Source organism: Sphingomonas sp. AOB5 (assembly GCF_029433115.1).
Taxonomy (GTDB): Bacteria; Pseudomonadota; Alphaproteobacteria; order Sphingomonadales; family Sphingomonadaceae; genus Sphingomonas.
In genome coordinates this window covers 1-23,301 of the sequence record NZ_JARNTV010000008.1, presented here as the reverse complement: position 1 = coordinate 23,301, position 23,301 = coordinate 1, and the positions used below count along the sequence as shown (strand labels likewise).

The following is a 23,301-nucleotide window of genomic DNA, read 5'->3' as shown; positions in this document are numbered from 1 at the left end:
GGCCAGCATGCGGTCAGCGCCGCACGAAGGAATTGCTGAGGATCGACCAGACCGCCTTGCCGGCGCCATCGTAGAGGACGAGATTGCCGTCGCCCTGCAGGGTCAGCCGCTTCGCCCGGTTATTGGCCGTATCGGTGTGCGACAGCGGCTTCGTGCCGGCATAGATGACGAAGTTTCCATCATATTGGAGCACGGCGCGGGTGGACGCCTCCCCATGGGTGGAAGTCGACGCCATCGGGCAGCGATCGACATCGCGATAGACGACGAAATTGCCGTCCTTCTGCATCACCGCTTCGAACGCGTTGTTCTGCGAGACCAGCCGCTCGCCCGGCTTGAGTTCCTCTTCGGTGCCCAGGCTGTCGCGATGCTTTGTGCCGGAGGCGTCGACGAAGCTGTTGCTGGCGATGATCGCCGCGACGGGATCCTCCGAATCCTTGCCGAAATGCCCGGCATAATCGAGCACGGTGATCCATGGCTTGCCGCCCGCCCATTCGCGCAGGAACTTGCGGACCTGCGGGTTGAGATCGTCGGCGAACTCGCCCGGCGTGCGCGAGGGCCAGTCGTTCGCGGAAATGAACGCGATGCGCAGATCGTCCTGATCCGTGGCCGTCTCGGCATAGCCCTTGCGGATCGCCTCGATCTTCCGGCTCAGGCTCGATTTGAACACATTGGTGAAGACATCCCACGCCTTGCCGGCCCAGTTCCCCTCGATCGTCAGCGGCGCATACACGTCCTGGATCGCAAAGCGGACCTTGGTGCCGTCGCCCTGCACCTGCTCTTCATTATAGACCGCATTGTCCTTCAGGTTGGCGAAGATGCCGAAGCCCTTGGTCTCATAGGTGCGATTGATCAGGACCCATTTGCCGCGCACGTCCTTCAGGACGGGAACGATGGATTTGGTGTAGGGAGCGGGCGTCTTCGGCGATGCCTTGGCGCGGGCCTCCAGCAGCTTCTTGATCGCGTCCGATGTGCCGCTGCGGTCTCCGCCGTCCTCGTCCTTGATGCTGACCAGCACGGTCTCGGTCGGATTTGCCTTCAGGAACTTCTCGACCATGTCGAGCGCCTCGGGCAGCTTCCAGTCGAGATAGGCGCTGCCATGATAGAGCGGCAATTCGCCATTCTCATGCTTCACCCGCAGGTCGAGGAAGCGCACGCCGTGATCGAGTTGTGCGGCGACGTCGATCGCCTGGCACTGGACGAACTTCTTGTAGAGCCGCACCCGCGCGATGCCCCAGCCCAGCGCGGCATAGTTCCAGTTGCTCGCCCATGCGGTATGCGTCGCAGCATCGTGCGTTCCCGGAAGCGCGATCCTGCCGACGGATTGCGTATCCGGAATCGCCGACATCCAGTTCTTGCGATCGACCATGTAGTTTCTCCCCCCAAGGATATTGCGGTCCGGCACCGACGCGCTCGCGCGCAGGCGATGGCAAAGGGCCGGTGATTTCATGAAGAACAGGCGAGAAACGCCGCCGCAGGCCGGACGATAGTCACGGCCAAAGCCGAATCAATTTCATTCCGGATGGATTTTCGGCGGGGTCAAACCGGAGCCGCAGGGATCGGTTGCGGCTCCGGCTTGCTCCCGTAGCGCCACTCCTCCGGGCGGGGAGAAGCGACGATCACGCTCACGCGCAAACCGCCCGGGAGGCGAACGGCTCGCTACGCCCTTTACTCCCGATTAACGCTGCACGGTTACTCCGTGGAAATACTCTATGGGGGTGACACAGGTGCGCATTCTGATCGTGGATGACGAACCGGCGATGCACGAGTCGTATCGCCAATGCTTCGGCAGCAAGGCCGGGGGCGGCGCGGACTCGTCCGCACTGTCGGCGATGGCCGCCGAACTGTTCGGCGACGATGACGACACGGCAGCGGCGCCGGTCGCGGCAAACGATGCCGAATTCGACTGCGCGCATTTCATGCAGGGTCTCGACGCGGTGGAAGCCGTGGAGCAGGCGATCGCCAGCGGCGACCGCTTCTCGGTGGCGTTCATCGACGTGCGCATGCCCCCGGGCATCGACGGCAAGGAAACCGCACGCCGCATCCGCGCGCTCGATCCCGACATCAACCTGGTCATCGTCACCGGCTATTCGGATTTCTCTCCGCTCGACATCAGCCGAGCCGCCGGTCCCGCCGACAAGATCTTCTACATCGCCAAGCCGTTCCAGGCCGAGGAAGTGATCCAGACCGCGACCGCGCTGGGCAGCCGCTGGCAGGTCGATCTGGAGCTGAAGGCCGCCCGCACCGCGCTGGCCGAGCAGGTCGTCGTGCTGGAAGAGCAGAAGCTCGAACTGGCCGCGAACGAATCCAAGGCCACCCACATGGCCAATCACGATTCGCTGACCGACGCGCCGAACCGGCTCGCCTTCCTGCGCGTGCTGACCGACTATGTCCGCGAGCGCGAATGCTTCGCCATGGCGATGATGGATCTCGACCGGTTCAAGCTGGTCAACGACACGTTCGGCCATCTGGCCGGCGATGAGCTGATCCGCATGGTCTATGCCATCCTTCAGGAGAATATCGGTGAGGACGGCTTCGTCGCGCGCCTGGGTGGTGACGAATTCGCGCTGCTCAAGAAGTGCGGCAGCGAGGACGAGGCGGTGATGACCAGCGAACAGCTGATCAAGGCCTGCTCGACCAGCTTCAAGGTGTTCGGCCATTCGGTGCAGGGCGGTTGCTCGATCGGTCTGGTGATCGCCAATGCCGGCGAGGACAATGATCCGATCGACGTGATGCGCCGCGCCGATCTGGCGCTGAACGAAGCCAAGCGCGGCGGCCGCGGCATCGTCCGCGTGTTCGACGAGAGCATGGACGAATCGATCCGCTTCCGCCGCCTGATCGAGGCCGGCCTGTCCGGCGCCATCGCCAATGGCGAGCTGAAGCTGGTGTTCCAGCCGATCGTCGGCGGCAAGGGCCTCGAAGTCGTCGGCTTCGAAGCTTTGCTGCGTTGGTGCAGCCCCGAATATGGCATGATCTCGCCGGGCATGTTCATTCCCATCGCCGAGGAATCGAACCTGATCCACGAGCTGGGCGACTGGGTGATCGACGAGTCGGTCCGCGTGCTTCAGCAATGGCCGGGTCAGTATGTGTCGGTGAACTTCTCGCCCCGCCAGTTCCGCCGTCCGAACTTTGTCGGGCACATCATCGAACGGGTACAGCATCGCGGCGTCAGCCCGATGCGCTTCCAGATCGAGATCACCGAAACCGCGATCTTCGACGATGTAGAGCGCGCGTCGGAGACGCTGTTCCGCCTGCGCCAGATGGGCTTCCGCATCGCGCTGGACGATTTCGGCACCGGCTATTCGTCGCTCTACAATATCCGCAAGTTCGCGCTGGATTGCCTGAAGATCGACCGCAGCTTCATCGACGGCATGGGCCGTGAGCGCGAAAGCGCCGCGATCGTCCATTCGATCATCCATCTCGGCCGCGCGCTGGGGCTGGAAGTCGTGGCCGAGGGCGTCGAGACCGAAGCCCAGCTCCAGGCGCTGCGCGTCGCGGGGTGCAGCCATCTGCAGGGCTATTACCTCGCCCGCCCGATGCCCGAGGAAGACGCGCTGTGGCTCGCCACGCAACGCTTCATGGCCGTCGAGGAGGACGTGGAAGAAGCGATCGAACCGGAAATCCAGGCAGGTAACGGGACCCACGGCTGATGTCTGCTCGCTCGGTCGAGCGAGGGGGCAGGCGCTTCGCCGTCCCGGCATCGCTCGGCGCCAAATTGGTGCTCATCCTGACCGGCGTCGGGCTTCTCGGCGCGGTCGCGCTGACCCTGCTGCTCGCCACCGTCATCACCCCCAGCTTCAACCAGCTTGAGGATGGGGCAGTGGACGGCCATGTCCAGCGCACCCGCGCGACGCTGACCGAATTCGCCTCCAAGGTGGAGAATACGGTCAAGGACTATGGCGACTGGACCGACAGCTATAATTACATGGGCGAGCGCAACGAGGCGTTCGAACGCGACAGCTTCTCGCCGCTGGCGATGGTCAATCTCGGCGTAGACGGCATGGCCTATATCGGCAACGACCGCCAAATCGTGATCGCGCGCTGGCTCGATCCCAAGACCGAGCAGGACGTGCCCGCGATGCGCGCGGTGCTGACCCGCACCGTCGCCGCGATCGATCCCGAAAAGGCGCTGAAGGGCAAGAGTTCGGCCAGCTTCTTCCTGAAATTCGGCGACCGGCTGGCCGCGGTGGGCATCGCCCGCGTGCGCAAGTCGGACGGTTCGGGCGAACCGCGCGGCTATGTGATGATGGCGCGTACGCTCGGCTCGGCACAGCTCAGTACCTTGCTTCAGCTCACTGCCCGGCTCGATCTGGGCCGCACCGCCAACGACGTCATCGTCACGCCGCATGACGGCAGCATCAACATCGCCGTGCCGATCCCCGGCGCGGATGGCCGCGCGGTGGCAACCGCCGCCTATGACGTGCCGCGCGACCTCTCCACGCTGGGCCAGCGCATGCTGTTGCTGGCGGTGGTGGGATCGAGCGTGCTGTTGGCGGTGGTGCTGTGGGTGCTGCGGCGGATGATCGTCCGCATGGTGCTGCGCCCGCTCAACCGGGTCGAGCAGCATATGGGCGTGGTGCAGGAATCCGGCTCGCTCGGCCTGCTGATCGAGGAGCCGCGCGGCGACGAGATCGGCAGCCTGATCACCAGCTTCAACGCGATGCTGAAGCAGCTCAAGGACCTGCGCGAACAGCTCGAGGTACAGAGCTTCACCCTTGGCCGCAGCGAAAGCGCCGTGGCGGTGATGCACAATGTGCGCAACGCGCTGAACCCGATCAGCACCGTATTGAGCCAGGGCGCATCGCGGCAGCAGCCGATCGACAAGGACATTCTCGATCGTGCGCTGGGCGAACTGGTGCGCGGCGACATTCCCGAGGCGCGGCGGCAGAAGCTGGTCGCGTTCCTCGCGGCGGCGGTCCACGCGGTCGAGGAAGAGCGCGAGAACCGCAAGCAGCAGATCCAGATCGGCCGCGAGGCGCTGCACCATGTGCTCGAGATCATCGGCCAGCAGCAGGAAGCTGCGCATGAGCGGCCCCAGCTTGCCGCGTGCGACATGTCAGACATCGTCGCCCAGAACGCGACCATCGCGCGCTACTCGGGCGGCAGCTCGATCGCGTTCAGCTTCCCGTCCAAGCCGCATCTGGTGATGGCGAACCGCGTGATCCTGAGCCAGGTGGTCGGCAATCTCTTCTCCAACTCGGCCGAGGCGATTGCCGCGACCGGCCGCAACAGCGGCAGCATCGCGGTTTCGATCCATGATCGCGGCGACCGCGTCGAGATCGTGATCCGCGACGATGGCGAGGGCTTCGATCCCGAAAAGACGCCGACCCTGTTCCAGCGCGGCTTCTCGACCCGCGAGCACAAGTCGGGCGGGCTGGGGTTGCACTGGTGCGCCAATTCGATGCTGGCGATGGAAGGCACGCTGGAGCTGAAGAGCGAAGGCAAGGGCCACGGCGCCCGCGCGGTGATCACGCTGAAGGCGGCGCAGGTAGTGCCGGTGGAGAAGGCGGCCTAGGCCATTCAAAATCCTCCCCCGGAGGGGGAGGTGGTAGCCGGAGGCTGACGGAGGGGTACTATCCGCGAGCGATAGTGCCTGTGGAGACTACCCCTCCACCGCTTCGCGGTCCCCCTCCCCCTCCGGGGGAGGAATTAGGTCCGAACCTATTCTTGCCCCGGCAAGGTTGGCCCCGCCTTCAGAATCTCAGCGCAGCCGCGCCACGAACGGATGCTCCATCGACGAACCCGGCGTCACCGCCGCGCTGCGGATATGCGAGACCGCTTCCACCGCGGTTCGGTTCGTCTCCAGCCCGAAGCTGCGACCGGCGAGGATCTCCTCGTAAGACCGCGTGTGCAGGTCGGTGAACCCGCCCGAGAACTCGATCTCCTCGCCATCGACGGTGATCGAACGCCAGGTGCGCTGGCCCTTGGCGCGCGCTTCGGCGGGCACGTCGTCGATGTCGATCGACATGAACCAGCGGACGCGGGCATGCTCATATTCGAGATAGCCGGCGGCGTGGCGGTCGTCGTGCCAGTGCACCTCGTTCGCCTGCAACGCGCCGAAAATGTAATGCAGCATGTCGAAGAAATGGACGCCGATATTGGTGGCGATGCCGCCCGACTTGGGCACATCGGCCTTCCACGACTGCATGTACCAATGGCCGCGCGAGGTGATGTAGGTCAGATCGACCTCATGCTTGGTGTTGCGCGCCTCGCCCTGCACCTTCTCGCGCAGCGCGACGATGGCGGGGTGGAGGCGGAGCTGGAGGATAGTGTGGACGTGGCGGCCGGTCGCCTGCTCCATCTCGAGCAGGCCGTCGAGATTCCACGGATTGAGCACGATCGGCTTCTCGCAGATCGCATCCGCGCCGCTGCGCATGGCGAAGCGGCAATGCGCGTCGTGGAGATAATTGGGCGAACAGATCGCCATATAGTCGATCGCGTTCTCGTGCGTGCCGCGGGTCAGGTTGTAGATGTGCCGGTCGAACCGCTCGAACTCGGTGAAGAAGTCGGCATCCGGGAAATAGCTGTCGATGATGCCGACGCTGTCGTTGACGTCATAGGCAACGGTGATGCGGTTGCCCGTATCGCGCACGGCGGACATGTGGCGCGGCGCGATATAGCCGGCGGCCCCGATCAACGCGAAATTCTTCATGACTTCCCCTCGGCTTGCGGGGCGGCTTTAGGCGCGGTCGCAAGGGCCTGCAACCATGCTAGGGACCGGGCATGATCTGGAGAGCGATGGCACCCGAAGACATCCCGGCGATCGGCGCGCTCTCGCGCCGGTTGCTCGGTCCCTATGCCGAGGATGACTTCGTGTTCTCGGAGCGGCTGGCGCTGTGCGGGGAGGGGTGCCGGACGCTGGCCGACGGATCGAAGATTGGCGGCTATCTGGTCAGCCATCCGTGGCGGCGGGCCAGCCCGCCGGCGCTCAACATCTTGCTCGGCGCGATCCCGGACGATCACGATTGCTGGTATCTCCACGATGTCGCGGTGGACGAAAACTTCCGCGGCGCGGGCGCGGTGGCGCAGGCAGTCGACGCGGTGGCCGTGCTGGCGAAGGGCAGGGGGATCGCCTTGCTCGCGCTGGTCGCGGTCGGCGGGGCGGCGAGCTATTGGGCGCGGCTGGGTTTCGTCGATGCGACGACCAATGCCTTGCGGACGAAGCTGACAGGCTACGGCGCGGACGCCGCCTATATGGAACGGGCCGTCTAGCTCGCGCGGCGTTTGCGCACCACATCGTCGGTCCGCCGCAGATAGGGGGCGACCAGATTGCGGGCGCGGAAGAATTCCTGCGCGGCGGGATCGAGTGAATCGAAATTGCCGATGACGCGGCGGCATTCGGGCGAGCGGCACTGGCAGATCATGTGCCAGTTCGATTCCCGCAGCGTCGTCGAATAGTCCCAGGCGATCTCCTCGCCCTTCAGAATCGCGCGGATCGCGACCAGGAACACGCCCTCGTCGGTGAAGCGCAGCCCGGCATTGGGCGCGCAGCTATGGTTGACCAGATCGTCGATCCGGCCGCTGGGCCCCATATAGTGATCGGGCGTGACCTGGACGAAACGGTCGCCTTCGCCGCTCATCAGGCTGGGCACCTGATCGGCGCGGAAGCGGCGGCCGGTGAATTCGATCAGCGTATCGCCTTCGTTGAAGTTGGCGGCGGCGAATACGGCCTTGCCCAGATGGGTCTCGTCGACCCGGAACATGCCCGATTGCGGCTTGAACCGGTCGAGGAAGAACAGCCCGCCACGGCGCACGCCGAACGAGCGGAGCGGGTTGATCGTGGCGAGGCCGATCATGAACCAGACGCTGGCGTGGCACAGGAACTCGATCAGCACATAGCTGAGTTCCGCCACGCCCGGTTGGCCCGCGCGGACCGCGACCAGCAGGGTGGCGAGATCGCCGAAGGTCCACAGGCCCCATGCGGGCGAGCGTTCGCGGCTGCGGTCCTGCATCGCGCTGACCCAGGTCGGCCAGAAGCTGACCGGCACCGCGGCGACCACCAGCATGTGCGCCCAGAAGGTTTCGCGGAACACCAGCCATACGACCAGCGATGTCATGCAGGCGGCGATACAGAAGGTTTCGGTGTTGCTGGGCGGCGCCCAGGACGAGCGGCGCCAGATGCCGAGGGTGACGGCGAGACAGGCGACCGAGGAGACCGCGAACACCCAACCCTGCGGCGCGCCGGGGTTCACCGCGGCATAGGTGAGCGCCTCAAGCCCGGTCGAAGCGGCCCAGATCAGCCAAGACGCACGGTTCGGCCGGACGGTCTGCCGGCGCAGGCCCATCAGGTAGACAGCATAGCCGGAAAAGCTGAATCCGACCGCCAGCAGGAACCACAAGTCGAAGCCCAAAAACCCCACTCCCGAACGACCTGTTTACCATGTTCGGAAGAATCCGTCTATCCGCGACTCGTGGTGACTCCACGAGTCGCGGCGAATCAACGGCTAGTGGGTCGGCTGGAATCGCGGCCGCAGAATCGAGTGGTGGCGGCCCCGAAAAGGGTTTCTGAACCATTGTGCGGGCAAGGTGGCGCCATGCTCGCAAAAGCCAGTCCAGCCCCCGCCCATGGCGTGAAGGGGATCATCCTCGCCGGGGGATCGGGCACGCGCCTGTATCCCGCGACGCTGTCGATCTCGAAGCAGCTGCTGCCGGTGTTCGACAAGCCGATGATCTATTACCCACTGTCGGTGCTGATGCTGTCGGGCATCCGCGACATATTGATCATCTCGTCCCCGCGCGACCTGCCTGCCTTCCGCGCACTGCTGGGCGACGGATCGGAGTTCGGGATCAATCTCAGCTATGCCGAACAGCCGAGCCCTGATGGCCTCGCCCAGGCCTTCCTGATCGGCGAGGAGTTCCTCGACGGCGGACCCGCGGCGCTGATCCTTGGCGACAATATCTTCCATGGCGACGGCATCGGCGCGAAGGGCCGGGCGGCGGCCGAAGCGGCGGTGGAGGGTGGCGCGACCGTGTTCGCCTATCAGGTCGAGGATCCCGAGCGCTACGGCGTGGTGAGCTTCGACGAGGACGGTATCGCCAAGTCCATCGTCGAGAAGCCGAAGAAGCCCAAGTCGAGTTGGGCAGTGACCGGCCTGTATTTCTTCGACAAGGGTGTGACCGACATCGCCCGCAAGCTGAAGCCATCGCCGCGCGGCGAACTGGAGATCACCGACGTGATCGGGGCGTATCTGAAGAAGGGCGATTTGCAGGTGAACCGCCTCGGCCGCGGCTATGCCTGGCTCGATACCGGCACGCATGACAGCCTGCACGATGCGGGCAGCTTCGTGCGCACCATCGAGCATCGACAGGGGATCAAGATCGCCTGTCCCGAGGAAATCGCCTATGATCTCGGCTATCTCGACGCGCCCGCGCTGCTGCGGCGCGCGGATATGCTGGGGAAGACCGATTATGCCCGCTACCTCCGCCGCTGCGTCGAAGCGCATCATTGAGTAGCGTCCTCGTCACCGGAGGCGCCGGCTTCATCGGCTCGGCGGTGTGCCGGCTGCTGGCCGGGCAGGGGCGGCGCGTCGTCAATCTCGACAGCCTGACCTATGCCGGTAATCCCGCGGCGGTGGCGATGCTGGAAGGATCGCCGCACTATCGCTTCGTTCATGGCGATATAGGCGACACGGCACTGGTCGGCGAGCTGCTGCGCGAGGAGCGGATCGGCGCGATCATGCATCTGGCGGCCGAAACCCATGTCGACCGATCGATCGACAGCCCCGCCGCGTTCGTCGAGACCAATGTGGTCGGCACCGTCCGCCTGCTCGATGCGGCGCTCGACTATTGGCGCGAGACCGGCGACGGCTTCCGCTTCCACCATATCTCGACCGACGAGGTGTTCGGTGACCTGCCGTTCGATCATGGCGTCTTCACTGAGGACACCGCCTACGACCCGTCCTCGCCCTATTCGGCGTCCAAAGCCGCGAGCGACCATTTCGTCCGCGCCTGGGGGCATACCTATGGCTTGCCGGTGTTGCTTTCGAACTGCTCGAACAATTACGGGCCGTGGCAATTCCCGGAAAAGCTGATCCCGCTGACGATCCTCAACGCGCTCGAGGGGCGCCCGCTGCCGGTCTATGGCCGCGGCGCGAATGTCCGGGACTGGCTGCACGTCGAGGATCATGCACGCGCGCTGTCGAGGGTGCTGGAAGCCGGGAAGACCGGAGAAACCTACCTGATCGGCGGTCGCGCCGAGCGGACCAATTTGCAGGTGGTCGAAGCGATTTGCGATCTGATCGACGCACGGACGGGCGAGGGCGGCCATCGCGACCTGATCGCGTTCGTCACCGACCGCCCCGGCCACGATCGCCGCTACGCGATCGACCCAAGCAAGACCGCAACCGAACTGGGCTGGTCGCCCGACGAGACGTTCGAGACCGGTCTGGCCGCGACGGTCGACTGGTATCTGGCCAACTGCGACTGGTGGCAGGCGATCCGCGCCGGCGCCTATTCGGGCGAGCGGCTGGGGGTTCGCTAGAGTCGTTTTCAATTAGACGGCACCAGCCCGCTCCCCCACCCGGCCTCCCATCCAGCATATTCTGTGGGAGGCCGGGTGGGGGAGCGGGCTGGTGCCGTTTCAGCATCGCTGAAAACGACTCTAGGCTTTCAGGATCAGCGTATCCTGAAGCACCAGCACGTCGAGCGCAGTCTCGGCGAACAGCGATACCGCTTCGGATGGCGTCTCGACGATCGGCATGCCGCGGCGGTTGAAGCTGGTGTTGAGCAGCACCGGAATGCCCGTGATGCCGTGGAAGGCTTCGATCAGATCATGGAAGGCGGCGTTCCACCCGCGGTCGACTGTCTGGACCCTCGCAGTGCCGTTGACATGGGTGACGTTGGCCAGCGCATCGGCAAGGCCGGGCTTCGTGCGATCGACCAGGATCATGTACGGGCTGTCACGCCCGGACTCGAAACAGGCGGCCGCGTGATCGGGCAGCACCGCCGGGGCAAAGGGGCGGAAATCCTCACGGAACTTGATGTTGGCATTGATATGGTCGCCCATGCCCGGCCAGCCAGGATGGGCGAGGATGCTGCGATGCCCCAGCGCGCGGGGGCCGAACTCGCTGCCGTCGCGGAACCAGCCCACGGTCTTCCCTTCGGCCAGCAGCGCGGCGACCCTCGCGGTCAGTTCCGGCGCAGCAAGATCGGCGATGCGCCAATCGGCCGGGGCGTCTGCCAGCGCCTGCCGGACTTCGGCAGAGGCGTAGCTGCGGCCGAAACAGGTATTGCCGTCATGCGGCACCCGGTCGCGGCCAAGCACCTTCATCCAGCCGTGAAACGCACAGCCCAGCGCGAGGCCGTTATCGGCTGCCGCCGGTTCGATATAGAGTTGCTGGACCAGCTTCTCGTCGAGCAGGCGGGCATTCGCCACGGCGTTCAGCGCCACGCCGCCGGCATAGGCGACGCGATCGGCCGGGAAACGCGCCAGCCTTTCGCGGAATAGCGCGGCGATCGCACCTTCGACTTCGCTCTGCGCCCAGCACGCGATGTCGGCATAATATTGGAAATCGGCACGAAACGCGTCGTAGTCCGAAGCGGGACGGTCCAGCGCCGCTGCCCATTCGTCCTGCACGAACAGCCTGCCGTCGCGCACCACAAAGGCGGCGTGCGGTACGGCGCCCGGCCGGCCATAGGGCGCCAGGCCCATCAGCTTGCCGACATCGTCGAGATTGCCGAACACATAGTTGCTGACATCGGCATAGAAGCCGCCGATCGAGTGGCGCGTGGTCCCCCTTCGCGGCTGCCGCTCATGTCCCGTGGTGCGTTGCAGGCACGGGCTGAAATCCTTCAGCAGCGGCACCACGTCGCGCCCGTCGAAGTGATAGAAGCTGTCCTTCTCGTACCATTCACCGGCATAACCGGGTTCGGATGGCGCGGGGATCGCGGGATCTAGATCGGTGCATTGTCCGAACGGGCTGCCGCAACCATCGATGATGAGGATGGCGCCATCCTCGAACGGGGTCGTGCCGGCGGCGCTCCAGGCATGGGCGAGGTGATGCGAGATGCTGACGATGGGCGGGTGGTCGCTGCCGGCGAAGATCCGCTGGCCCATGAAGCCGTCGCGTCGGGGAATTTCGAAATTCGCGCACTGGACGACCAGATCGACGTCGGACAGCGCAATGCCCTCCGCGTCGAGGCAATAGCGGATGGCCGCTGTATCGTTTCCGCCGTCATGCTTGCGGCGGGTGACGCGTTCCTTTTCGATGGCAACGCAGACACGGCCGTCCTTCAGCAGGACGGCCGAGCCGTCATGCGACAGCCCCGTGCCGAGGACATAGACGGGTTTCAGCGCGACCCTCGTTCCAAACCAGGTTGATCGAGGGCGATCCTACTACGCGCCGCGGCCAACGCCCACCAGCGTGAAGCCGGCCTTCGCGGCTTCCTCGGGCGGATAGATGTTGCGCAGGTCGACCAGCAGGGGGGTCTTCAGCAGCCCCTTCATCCGGCCCAGGTCGAGCGCGCGGAATTCGTCCCATTCGGTCACGATCACCAGCGCGTCGGCGCCGTCGGCCGCGGCATAGGGGCTTTCGGAGAATTCGACATCGGTCAGCATCTTGCTGGCCTGCTCGACACCCTCGGGGTCATAGGCCTTCACCGTGGCGCCGGCGTCCTGCAGCGCCTGGATCACCGCGATCGACGGCGCATCGCGCATATCGTCGGTGTTGGGCTTGAAGGTGAGGCCCAGGATCGCGACGGACTTGCCGCGCACGTCGCCGCCCATCGCCTTGATGACCTTGCGGCCCATCGCGCGCTTGCGGGCGTCGTTCACCTGCACGGTCGCCTCGACGATGCGCAGCGGCGTATCGTTGTCGTCGGCGGTCTTCATCAGCGCCAGCGTGTCCTTGGGGAAGCACGATCCGCCATAGCCGGGGCCGGCATGGAGGAACTTGGCGCCGATGCGGTTGTCCATGCCGATGCCGCGCGACACTTCCTGCACGTTCGCGCCGACCTGTTCGCACAGGTCCGCAATCTCGTTGATGAAGGTGATCTTGACCGCCAGGAACGCGTTGGCGGCGTATTTGATCAGCTCCGAGGTGCGGCGGCCGACGAACAGCAGCGGGGCGTTCTGGTTGAGCGAAAGCGGGCGATATATGGCGCGCATCACGTCGCGGGCCTTCTCGTCCTCGGTGCCGATCACGACGCGGTCAGGGCGCTTGAAGTCCTCGATCGCCGCGCCTTCGCGCAGGAATTCGGGGTTGGAGACGACCATCGCGCCCTTGCCCGGTGCGAATTCGTTCATGATCCGCTCGACCTCGTCGCCGGTACCGACCGGGACGGTCGATTTGGTGACGATCACCGAATCCTTCGTCAGGTTCTCCGCGATCTCCTGCGCGGCCGCGAAGACATAGGTCAGATCGGCATGGCCATCGCCGCGGCGGCTGGGCGTGCCCACGCCGATGAAGATCGCGTCGGCATCCTTGATGCCCTCGGCCAGATCGGTGGTGAACGACAGGCGGCCCGCCTTCACGTTGCTGGCGACCAGCTCGGCAAGGCCCGGCTCGTAGATCGGCATCACATTCTGATGCAGCAGCTCGATCTTGCGAGCGTCCTTGTCGACGCAAACCACGTCATGGCCAAAATCCGAAAAACACGCCCCGGAGACGAGTCCAACGTAGCCGGTGCCGATCATCGCGATACGCAATGCAAATCCCCTGACGTTTTGATTGGTTTGGAAACGCCTTAGCGCCCCTGTCGGCTAGGGCAAGATCATGGCGTTCGAATGACAGCGGTCACCTGCACCATCGTGAGGCGATTATGTCGTAAAAGTAACGATCAAAGCATTCGAATCGAGCATGAATCAAAAAAGCCGCAGGGGAACCCCGCGGCTTTTGAAACCGTCCGGACCGGTCAGCATGTCTTAGTCAGAAAGACACTCCACCGCCGGTCCGGAAGTAGCGATCAGCTTACAAGGGGCGAATTTCGTCGCCGCCAACGCCGTCGCGGAAAAGAAGCGCGAACAAAGTCATTTCAGTCTCCCATCGGTACGCACTAGTGCGCGATTCGGTGGTTAATGGGAATTTAACGATGAATCAATACGGGTTTCTGCGGATTGAGCGCGTTGTCAGGGATTTGGGCGGGTCAAGGACAGCGTTCGCTTAACCCTTCTTTCAAGGGTGAAGGGCTAGTCACGGTACAGATGTCGGCAAGGATAGAGCCTCCCGCGCCAGATAAGGGCGTGCCTCTCCCCGCCACGGCGGGTCCCGGCGTGAGCGGGGAACGCAGCACCGTATCCACCGGCGACGGCTCGCCGCGCAGGACCGAAGCCCGCTTCATGCACCATATCCCGCGCCGTCCGACGACCGCGCGATCCGGCCGCGGCGACCGCCGTCCGGAGGGCCGTTTCTGGCGGATTCTGGTGCTTTGCCAGATCGACAATTTCACCACGCTGCGCCGCCATCTGGGCCGCCCGCGCGCCGATGCGCTGGTCCATGACGTTTCGGATCGCATCGCCGAGCTGTGTCACGATGTGCGAATCAGCATCGCCGGCCGCGCGATCGTCGAGATCGCGTTCGAGCGTGACAGCTGCGAAGCGGCCGCTGCCGATATCGATCGCGTCCGTCAGGCGTTCCAGCGCCCGATCGACCTGGACGGCGAAGGCTATCAGCTGAACCTGCAGTTCGGTATCGCCGCCGCCCCGTCGACCGAAAGCGACGAGGTCCGGCTGGCCGAGGCTGCCGAATCGGCGCTGGAGCAGGCTCATGCCGAGAATCGGGTGGTGATGCTCGATCTGTCGCGCGCCGATCTGGCGTTCGACAAGCTGACCCTGATGCGCGAACTGCCCCGGGCGATGGCCGCGGGCGAGATGTTCCTGCAATATCAGCCCAAGGTGCATGTCCGCCGGCAGGAGATCAGCTCGGCCGAGGCGCTGGTGCGCTGGGAACATCCGGTGCGCGGGCTGATCCTGCCGAGCGACTTTATTTCGGTGGCCGAACAGGCGGGCGAGATTTCGGCGCTGACCTTGTGGACGCTGCGTCAGGTGATCCAGGACCAGCAGACGCTGGTGAGCGACGGGCAGGACCTGACGCTGTTCATCAACATCTCCGGCGTGCTGCTGGCGGACAAGGCGTTCGTCGAGGAAGCCTGCGAGATCGTGAGCAGCACCGATGCCAAGATCGGTTTCGAGATCACCGAGACCGCGGTGATCCGCGATCCCGAAAGCGCGATCCGCCACCTCAACCGCTTTGCCGAGATCGGCGTGACGCTGGCGATCGACGATTATGGCGCGGGCCTTTCGTCGCTGGCCTATCTCAAGCAGCTTCCGGCCAAGGAACTGAAGATCGACAAGATGTTCGTGATGCAGCTCACCAGCAGCAATCGCGATCCGCTGATCGTCCGTTCGACCATAGATCTGGCGCATGCGCTGGAGATGGAAGTCGTCGCGGAAGGCGTCGAGACGCCGTCGGCGCTGGCGCTGCTCAGCGTGATGGGATGCGACATGGTGCAGGGTTATCTGATCTCGCGCCCGCTCGGTTTCGACGCGTTCCGGCAGTTCCTTGCCGACGACAGCTATTTCTCGGGCGCCGGCGGCGCGAATTCGTTCATCCGCCCCGAAAGTTTCTGGAAGCGCGCCTGATCCCTAGCCGCGCTTTAGGGGTGCCTTAATTCCCTGTATGCAAGACTGACGCTGAAATGCGTGCATCCATTCGCCTTCTGACCGCGTGTCTCGCGCTGCTGTGCTGCCTCCCGGCGGCACAAGCGGTCGCGCAGACCGCCGCTGCGCCTGCGCCGCAGGGCAAGTCGCCGGTCGACGCCGCACTGGAACGCGCCCGCACCACGATGGTCGCCGATCCCGAGGAAGGGCTGCGGCTCGCCGGGGTCGCGGAGCAACTCGCCAGCCGCCTGCCGCCGGGGCAGGAACGCACCGTTGCCATTGCCACGGCCCGCTGGCTGACCAGCGAAGCCTATCTGCGGCTGAACCAGGTCGACAAGGCGCGCCCGATCATCGCCCAGACGCTGGCCGATACGCGCGGCATGACGATCAAGCTGCGTGGCGACCTTTTGCTGTCGCTCGGATCGCTGCAGATGGACGACGGCAAGGCCGCGCTTGCGCTCGGCAGCTATCAGGAAGCGTACAAGATCTTCAAGCAGCTGGGCGAGGCGCGCAGCCAGGCGCTGGCCTTCCATTATCTCGGCAGCCTCTATTCCGCCGCCAACGGCTATGACCGCGCCGAGGATTATTATCGTCAGGCGGCCGAGGCCTATGACAAGGATCCGTCGCTTTCGCTGACGCTGTACAACAGCCGCGGCAACATGCTGCTCGAGCTGAACAAATATCGCGAGGCCGAAGCGGAGTATAACAAGGCGCTGAAGATCGCGCGCGAGATGGAAAAGCCGCTGCTCGAAGCGCGAATCCTCGGCAATATCGCCCGGGCTCAGGTCGAAGACGGGCGGCTCGACGAAGCCGAAGCGACCCTCGCGCGTGGCTTCGCACTCGCCAAAGGCGAAAACAGCCGCAATTTTCGCCAGCAATTGCTCGCGACTGCCGCGCGCGTCGCGATGGGCCGCGGCGATTATGCGCGGGCGCGCGGCCTGATCGTTCAGGCCTTCGAGGGTGTCGATCTGGCCACGACCAGCTCGAATTTTCTCGACGCGCATCGCTTTGCCTATGAGATTTTCCAGAAGACCGGCGAGACCAGCCTGGCGCTCCAGCATCTCGAGGCGGTGCGCCGACTGACGGACGAGGCCGCGAAGGTCGCCACGACCTTCAGCACCGCGCTGAGCTCGGCCGAGTTCAACGACGAGGGTCAGAAGGCTCGCATCGCCGAGATGAAGGCCGAGACTGAGCGCCGCACCGCCGAATATCAGCGCAATCTGTTCCTCAGCCTCGGCGCTGCCAGCCTTATCGTGATGGCGGCGCTGGCATGGGGCCTGATCAGCATCCGCCGCAGCCGCAACAAGGTGCGCGACGCCAACATCGTGCTGGGTGAGACCAATGTCGCGCTGGAAAAGGCGCTGAAGGCCAAGACCGAGTTCCTGGCGACCACCAGCCACGAGATCCGCACGCCGCTGAACGGCATCTTGGGCATGACGCAGGTGATGCTGCACGACCAGCGGCTCGACCCGTCGATCCGCGACCGGATCGGCATCGTCCATGGCGCGGGGATGACCATGCGCAGCCTGGTCGACGATATCCTCGACGTGGCGAAGATGGAGACAGGCAATCTGACCGTCGACGCCGCGCCGATGGACCTGTGCGCCACGCTGAAGGAAGTAACGCGGATCTGGGAAGAACAGGCGCGGGCCAAGGGGCTGGCGTTCAACCTGCACCTGAGCCACGCGCCGCACTGGATCGTCAGCGATGCCGGCCGCCTGCGCCAGATCGTGTTCAACCTGCTGTCCAACGCGATCAAGTTCACCGAGGCGGGCGGCGTCAGCGTCCGCGCCACGGCCGAGGGCGAAGGCGATGCGCGCCGCCTGAAGCTGGAGATCACCGATACCGGCATCGGCATCCCGGCGGAGAAGCGCGACGAGATATTCGAATCGTTCAAGCAGGCCGATTCGGGCACCACGCGTAAGTTCGGCGGCACCGGCCTGGGCCTGACCATCTGCCGCAACCTTGCCCGCGCCATGGGTGGCGACATCGCGGTGGACGGCGCCGAGGGCAGCGGATCGAAGTTCACCGTCGATCTGCCCTTGGTCCCCGCCGAAGCTCCGGAAGTGGAGGCACCCAGCGGCGCGAGCGGCATGATGCTGATTCTGGACCGCAATCCGATCGCGCGTTCGATGTTGAAGACGTTGTTCGAGCCGCGGGTGGGTGCGCTGAAGTTCCTGGCGACGCCCGACGAAGCGCTGGAAGCGCTGAAGGCCGGGGGTGTCACGCAATTGCTGGTCGACGAAGCCACGCTGAAGGCGGCGGGCGACGATCCGTTCGGGGTTCTGGCGGGGCTGGCGGCCGCGGCGGGCGAAATCGGGGCAGCTAGTGCAATTTTGTGGATGAAACCCGACGAAGCGGTCATGACCTCTCTGAAAGGCAGTGGCGTGGGCCAAGTCATTGAAAAACCTGTTGCCGGAGCCGCTTTGATCGAGGCGCTGATTCCGCAGACGGAAGAAAATTCGGGCACTCCTGGCTCCGGGCCGCTTGTTTCGCGCGCGGCTTGAGACGATAGCGGGACACGGAATGAAAACGGTCGCTCAATTTCACTGGCCCGCAAGAGGCTGCAACGAATGAATATCCTCTTCATCGAGGACGATCCGATGAACCGTCGGGTCGTGAAAGACATGCTCGACGTGGCAGGTGCGACCATGGCGGAAGCCGGTCTCGCCGAGGAAGGTCTTGCGCGCATCGAATATGAGGAATTCGATGTCGTGCTGATGGACCTGCGCATGCCCGGCATGGACGGCATCGAAGCGATTCGTCACATCCGCGCACGCACCGACGAGAAGGCGAACCTGCCGGTTATCGTGGTCACGGCTGACACCGGTGCCGACCTGCGCGAGCGCTGCCTGGATGCGGGCGCGGACGATGTGCTGTTCAAGCCGGTGGCGATGGACGCGCTGTTTGATTCGATCGGCCGCGTGCTGGCGATCCGCGGCGGCGGCGGCATGATCCTCTGACGTTCTGGCCGCGCGGAACTTCACACTAGCTTCATACTGGTCCGGCCCTATCGCGCATATCTGCGGCAATGGGGTCTGGCGGTTTCAAAGAGCGGCCCCGGCCGGCGGAGCGCGCTGAGCCAAAGCAGGCGAAATCCAACATTTCAAGGCCGAGAAATCCTCCCCCGGAGGGGGAGGGGGAGGGGGACCGCGAAGCGGTGGAGGGGGCTTGCCCCAAGCGATATCGCCCGCGGCGCCCCCTCCGTCAGCTACGCTGCCACCTCCCCCTCCGGGGAGGATTTAATCCTCCAATATCTTCGAATGCTTCTGCGTGTCGCGCATCGTCAGGTAGGTCACCAGCGAGATGGCTATCATCGCGGTGACGTAGAGATAGAAGCCGCGTTCCCAGCCCCATTCCTTGAACTTCAGCGCCATCGCAGGTGCGGTCCCGCCGAAGATCGCGTTCGCCAGCGCATAGGGCAGGGCGACGCCCAGCGTGCGGATATGCGCGGGAAACAGTTCGGCTTTCACCACCGCGTTGATCGAGGTGTAGCCGGTGACGATCACCAGCGCGGCGGTCATCAGCAGGAAGGCGCCGACGGGGGTGCTGACCGTCTCCAGCGTGGTGAAGATCGGCCAGGTGAAGATCACGCCCAGCACGCCGAAGCCGATCATCAGCGGCTTGCGCCCGATCCGGTCGGACAGTGCGCCCGCCAGTGGCTGCAGGCACATGAAGACGAACAGGGCCGCGGCGTTGATCTGGGTCGAGACTTCCTTGCTGAAGCCGCTGGTATTGCTCAGGAACGTCAGCAGGTAGATCGAATAGGCATAGAAGGCGAGCGTGCCGCCCGCGGTGAGCAGGACGACCACCATCGCCTCGCGCGGATGATGCTTGATCAGCGCGAACATGCCCGATTGCTGACCCGCCTCGCGCTTCGCGAAGCTCTCGGTCTCGGGCAGCTTGCGGCGCAGCCAGAAGACGATCACCGCCAGCATCGCGCCGACCAGGAAGGGAATGCGCCAGCCCCAGTCGGACAGATCCTCCTTCGCCATCACGCTCTGGAGCAGGATCAGCACGCACAGCGCGATCAGCTGACCCGAGATCAGCGTGACATATTGGAAGCTGGAGAAGAAACCGCGGCGCTGCTTGCCCGCCATTTCGGAGAGATAGGTGGCGCTGGCGCCATACTCGCCGCCCAGCGACAGGCCCTGGATCAGGCGTGCCACGACCAGCGAGATCGTCGCCCATGCGCCGATGGTCTCGTACCCCGGCGTGATCGCGATCATCAGCGAGCCGAGGCACATCAGCGTCACCGACAGCGTCAGCCCCGCCTTGCGCCCATGCCGGTCGCCATAGACGCCCATCAGCCAGCCGCCGATCGGGCGCATGAAGAAGCCTACCGCGAAGATCGCCCAGGCGTTGAGCTGGGTCGCGACCGGATCGCCCTTGGGGAAATAATGCGGGGCGAGATAGGCGGTGAAGGCCGCATAGGCATACCAGTCATACCATTCGACCAGATTGCCCGCCGAACCGCCGAGGATCGACTTGATCCGCTTCGCTTCGCTCATGGCTTCCTCCCCAGCATCCGGCGCGTCCATCGCACGCCGCCCAGCACGGGATAGAGGAAAGACAGGGATTTGGGCAGACGCCCCGTGGCCCGGTCCGCAGGGTTGGCCGCCAACGCGCCCAGTTCGCTCAGCTTGTAGCCGATGCCGGGACGCAGCAGCAGGCCGGCGGCAAGCACCGGCAGCATCGATCGCGCCATCGGGCTGGCATGGTCCTTCGCTTCGAATTCGCCGCCGAGACACGCCTTGGCGATGCGCACCAGCCTTCGATGCGCCGCATCGGCGCGCAGTTCCTTCGCGAAGGCCGGCGACAGGTCGAGGCCGAGCATCTCGTGCAACAGCAACAGCCCCTGCGCCGCGCAACGCCCGACGCCCATCGCCTTTGCTTCACGATAGCGTGTCTCGGGCCCGAGCGGATCGGCCGCGAGCAGCGCGTTGACGTCGGCCAGCCATTTCAGGCGGAACCAGCCATGATGGGCGCCGTGCGCGAAGAGATAGGGGAAGAGCAGGGCATCGCCCATGGTCGGCACGTCGAGGCCGGGCGCGATCGCGATGCGCTTGCGCGGGGCGTCCAGCGCGGCCTGTGGCAGCAGCGCGGGGTTCTGCAGCAAGCGGCTGTGCAGTTCTACGATCAAACCGTTGCCCGGATGCCGCCAGCCGGTTTCCTTCGAGACCTGCATCCAAGCCGCGACCTGATCGTCGGCGATCTCCGGGCCGGGCGAGAAGCGGACATAGCCGGCCTCGCGGAACAGCGCTGCGGTGCGTTCGGCGCCCGCGACGGGGATCAGGATATCGATATCGTTCGCGGTCTTCACCGACAGATTGCCATAGCCCTGGATCGCGACGGGCAGCCCCTTGAAGGTGATCCAGTCGATCCCCGCCGCATCGAGCATCGCGCCGAGCCGCTTGGTCTCTGCCGCCGCACCCAGATTCTGCCGCGCGATCCGCCCGGCCTGTTCGGACAGCGCCTTGTCGAGTTCGAGCGGGACGGGGATCTTCGACGCGCGGACCGCATCGGCGACCAGGCCCCAGACGCGATGGCGCTTGGTGATCTGCGCCACCCGGCTCCAGTCGATCCCTGGCACCGCGGCGGCTTCGCACACCGCCCCGTCGCGTGCCGCGCGCGGCCAGCGGCAGGCGGCGCAGACGAAGCGGAATTCGGGGCTGGGATTGTCCGGTGTGGGCGCCATCGCGCCACCTATATCAGCGCCCCGCCCGCCGGATAGCCCGTCAGGAGGCTGCCGGGTCCCGCGAGCAGGGCGCCGTCGCTCCCCCCGGAGCGACAATTCAGGGAGGAAGCCTTTCTTCGCCCAGGGGGCACAGAAGGGCGAGAAAGGCTCCCTCCAGCGTGGCGCGGCCCCTACAGGGGAGAACGGGCCGCGATCACGCTCCTCTCTGCGCAACGGCAGGAGAGGCTAGTCGAGTTCATTCAGCGGCGGCGGCCCTCCCGTGCTGCAAGGCCGGAAAGCGGAAGGGCCGCCACCCGCACGGCATCACCGTGCGATTCCGATCACCGCGCTGGCGGTGTAGCCGGCCGCGACCGATCCGCTCATCGTCGGGGTCTGCTGGGCGATCTGTGCCGAACTATTGTCGCCGAACACATTGTCGCCGTTGAGCGTGACGCCCGCGAAGGCGCTGATGCTGGCCGAATAGCCGGTGGCGTTATTGTAAACCTGGGTGCAGGTCGCGCTGGGCATGGCGAGCTGCGAGGTGAGCACCGCATAGCGGCCGCCGGTCGCGGTCGCGAGGCTCGAGAACACCTCGAAGTGCATGTGCGGCCAGCGCCCGGAATAGCAGCCGGGGAAGATGGTGGTGAAGGTCACCTGCCCATTGGCATCGGTCACCAGCACGCCGCGCAGATAGCTTTCGGCGGGCAGGTCGTAGAGCGAGTATTTCCCGTCGCGGGTGCAGTGCCACAGATAAATGGCATAGCCCGCCAGCGGCGCGCAGGCGGCGTTCACGTTCACCACCGTCAGCGTGATGGTCAGCTGCACGCCCGCCGCGGTGGCGGTGGACGATCCGACGAAGCTCGAGCGGATATCGCTGCGCACGACGTTCGCGGCGGTCAGCACGTTCGAGGTGGTGCCGCTCGACGTGTTGGTCCCGTCGGCCGGATAGGGGCCGCCGGTCTCGGACGGATCGGCGATGCAGCCGGTGGTGGTCGGCGTTGGCGTAGGTGTCGGCGTGGTGGTGGGAGTCGGGGTCGGGGTCGGGGTCGGGGTCGGCGTCGCGGTGGTACCGCTCGTGCCGGTCGTCGTGCCGCCGCTGTCGCAGCTGGTCAGCATCGCGGCGGTGCCGGCGCCTGCGAACCAGCGCAGCGCCCGGCGGCGGCTGGTCAGCGCAGCCAGCGCCTTCAGGTCGTGCGCCAGTCCCAGATCGTGATCGTGCAGATCGTGCATTCGGTGTGCCTCGTGGTGTGGCACCGAACTGCACGCGCAAATGCATCCGCGAATTTCGCGGCATCGCACAAAAATTTCAGTTGTTTGCAGGCTCCACCGGCAAGCGCACCCGCACGCATCCGCCGCCCTCGGTGCGGTTCTCGAGGCTGACGGTGCCGCCATGCGCCTCCGCGATCGATCGGACGATGGCGAGGCCCAGGCCGGTGCCGCCGGTCGCGCGGTTGCGCGAGGATTCGCCGCGTACGAACGGGGTGAACAGGGATTCGGGGTTCGCCGGGAATCCGGGGCCGCGATCCGAGACCGACACCTCTACCCATCCCGGATCGGCTGCGCTGTAGGCGATGTTCGCCACTTTCCCGTAGCGCACCGCATTCTCGATCAGGTTCGCGAACAGCCGGCGAAGCGACTGCGAATCCCCGCGCAGCACGACGCGGGGGCCGGACTCCATGTCGACCGGCGTGCCGGCGGCGGTCATGTCGTCGACCAGGCTTTCGATCAGGCTGCCCAGCTCGATCCGGTCGCGGGCGTCGGCGCGCTCGTCGCGGGCGAAGCGCAGCACGGTGGCGAGCATCGCGCGGATCTCGTCGATATCGGCATTGGCGCGGTCGCGCGCGGCGTCGGGCAATTGCTCGACCCAGAAGGCGAGGCGGGTGATCGGCGTGCCCATGTCGTGCGCAATGGCGGCCAGCATCGTGGTGCGCCCTTCGGCCTGTTCGAGGATGCGGCTCTGCATCGCGTCCAGCGCGCCGGCGAGTTCGCGGACCTCGCGCGGGCCTTCGCGCGGGATCGGCGTGCGGGTGCC

Annotated in this window: 17 protein-coding genes; 8 read left to right on the top strand and 9 right to left on the bottom strand. The window is 65.3% G+C overall.

What is annotated here, in order from left to right; translation table 11 throughout:
- Window positions 1-13: 13 nt before the first annotated feature.
- The gene (locus P1X14_RS05615; protein ID WP_277314337.1) at window positions 14-1,366 is read right to left on the bottom strand and encodes a phosphatidylinositol-specific phospholipase C domain-containing protein; all 1,353 of its coding nucleotides are present in this window, start codon (window positions 1,364-1,366) and stop codon (window positions 14-16) included.
- A 358-nt stretch (window positions 1,367-1,724) separates the two neighbouring features.
- On the opposite strand from P1X14_RS05615, the gene P1X14_RS05610 reads away from it, so the two are divergent.
- Both P1X14_RS05610 and P1X14_RS05605 read left to right on the top strand, forming a co-directional pair.
- Window positions 1,725-3,647, top strand: a complete 1,923-nt coding sequence (locus tag P1X14_RS05610) for an EAL domain-containing protein (protein WP_277314335.1) — start codon at window positions 1,725-1,727, stop codon at window positions 3,645-3,647.
- Window positions 3,647-5,512: a CHASE4 domain-containing protein gene (locus P1X14_RS05605; RefSeq protein WP_277314334.1), complete on the top strand. Its 1,866-nt coding sequence runs from the start codon at window positions 3,647-3,649 to the stop codon at window positions 5,510-5,512. The genes P1X14_RS05610 and P1X14_RS05605 overlap by 1 nt, the downstream gene beginning before the upstream one ends.
- 186 nt (window positions 5,513-5,698) lie before the next feature.
- Here the strand turns inward: P1X14_RS05605 and P1X14_RS05600 are convergent, their stop codons facing one another.
- Window positions 5,699-6,649: a Gfo/Idh/MocA family oxidoreductase gene (locus P1X14_RS05600; protein ID WP_277314333.1), complete on the bottom strand. Its 951-nt coding sequence runs from the start codon at window positions 6,647-6,649 to the stop codon at window positions 5,699-5,701.
- 86 nt (window positions 6,650-6,735) lie between these two features.
- Between P1X14_RS05600 and P1X14_RS05595 the strand changes: the two genes are divergently transcribed.
- Window positions 6,736-7,209, top strand: a complete 474-nt coding sequence (locus P1X14_RS05595) for a GNAT family N-acetyltransferase (RefSeq protein WP_277314332.1) — start codon at window positions 6,736-6,738, stop codon at window positions 7,207-7,209.
- Here the strand turns inward: P1X14_RS05595 and P1X14_RS05590 are convergent.
- Window positions 7,206-8,348 (bottom strand): SET domain-containing protein, encoded by a 1,143-nt coding sequence (locus P1X14_RS05590; RefSeq protein ID WP_277314331.1) that lies wholly within the window; start codon window positions 8,346-8,348, stop codon window positions 7,206-7,208. The genes P1X14_RS05595 and P1X14_RS05590 overlap by 4 nt on opposite strands.
- A gap of 219 nt (window positions 8,349-8,567) precedes the next feature.
- Here P1X14_RS05590 and rfbA point away from each other — a divergent pair, with 219 nt between their 5' ends.
- Window positions 8,568-9,446, top strand: coding sequence for a glucose-1-phosphate thymidylyltransferase RfbA (gene rfbA / locus P1X14_RS05585; RefSeq protein ID WP_277314330.1), 879 nt, complete (start codon window positions 8,568-8,570; stop codon window positions 9,444-9,446).
- Window positions 9,443-10,477 (top strand): dTDP-glucose 4,6-dehydratase, encoded by a 1,035-nt coding sequence (gene rfbB, locus P1X14_RS05580; RefSeq protein WP_277314329.1) that lies wholly within the window; start codon window positions 9,443-9,445, stop codon window positions 10,475-10,477. Before rfbA ends, rfbB begins: the two co-directional genes overlap by 4 nt.
- A 120-nt stretch (window positions 10,478-10,597) precedes the next feature.
- On the opposite strand, the gene P1X14_RS05575 is transcribed toward rfbB, so the two are convergent.
- Both P1X14_RS05575 and P1X14_RS05570 read right to left on the bottom strand, forming a co-directional pair.
- The gene (locus P1X14_RS05575) at window positions 10,598-12,052 is read right to left on the bottom strand and encodes a carbamoyltransferase C-terminal domain-containing protein (RefSeq protein WP_277314328.1); all 1,455 of its coding nucleotides are present in this window, start codon (window positions 12,050-12,052) and stop codon (window positions 10,598-10,600) included.
- Between the two features lie 279 nt (window positions 12,053-12,331).
- Window positions 12,332-13,642, bottom strand: a complete 1,311-nt coding sequence (locus tag P1X14_RS05570; RefSeq protein WP_277314327.1) for a UDP-glucose/GDP-mannose dehydrogenase family protein — start codon at window positions 13,640-13,642, stop codon at window positions 12,332-12,334.
- Between the two features lie 564 nt (window positions 13,643-14,206).
- On the opposite strand from P1X14_RS05570, the gene P1X14_RS05565 reads away from it, so the two are divergent.
- From P1X14_RS05565 to P1X14_RS05555, 3 genes are all read left to right on the top strand, one after another.
- Window positions 14,207-15,574, top strand: a complete 1,368-nt coding sequence (locus tag P1X14_RS05565) for a GGDEF domain-containing phosphodiesterase (RefSeq protein WP_277314326.1) — start codon at window positions 14,207-14,209, stop codon at window positions 15,572-15,574.
- A gap of 56 nt (window positions 15,575-15,630) precedes the next feature.
- Complete coding sequence (locus P1X14_RS05560) at window positions 15,631-18,099, top strand: ATP-binding protein (RefSeq protein ID WP_277314325.1); 2,469 nt, start codon at window positions 15,631-15,633, stop codon at window positions 18,097-18,099.
- Between the two features lie 66 nt (window positions 18,100-18,165).
- Window positions 18,166-18,555: a response regulator gene (locus tag P1X14_RS05555; RefSeq protein ID WP_277314324.1), complete on the top strand. Its 390-nt coding sequence runs from the start codon at window positions 18,166-18,168 to the stop codon at window positions 18,553-18,555.
- A 279-nt stretch (window positions 18,556-18,834) separates the two neighbouring features.
- Here P1X14_RS05555 and P1X14_RS05550 read toward each other — a convergent pair whose 3' ends face one another.
- The 4 genes from P1X14_RS05550 to P1X14_RS05535 form a co-directional block, all read right to left on the bottom strand.
- Complete coding sequence (locus tag P1X14_RS05550; protein WP_277314323.1) at window positions 18,835-20,133, bottom strand: MFS transporter; 1,299 nt, start codon at window positions 20,131-20,133, stop codon at window positions 18,835-18,837.
- Window positions 20,100-21,290, bottom strand: coding sequence for a nucleotidyltransferase family protein (locus tag P1X14_RS05545; RefSeq protein WP_277314322.1), 1,191 nt, complete (start codon window positions 21,288-21,290; stop codon window positions 20,100-20,102). The genes P1X14_RS05550 and P1X14_RS05545 overlap by 34 nt, the downstream gene beginning before the upstream one ends.
- Before the next feature lie 303 nt (window positions 21,291-21,593).
- The gene (locus tag P1X14_RS05540; protein ID WP_277314321.1) at window positions 21,594-22,499 is read right to left on the bottom strand and encodes an intradiol ring-cleavage dioxygenase; all 906 of its coding nucleotides are present in this window, start codon (window positions 22,497-22,499) and stop codon (window positions 21,594-21,596) included.
- 76 nt (window positions 22,500-22,575) lie between these two features.
- The coding region (locus P1X14_RS05535; RefSeq protein ID WP_277314320.1) for an ATP-binding protein at window positions 22,576-23,301 on the bottom strand (726 nt) is incomplete at its 5' end.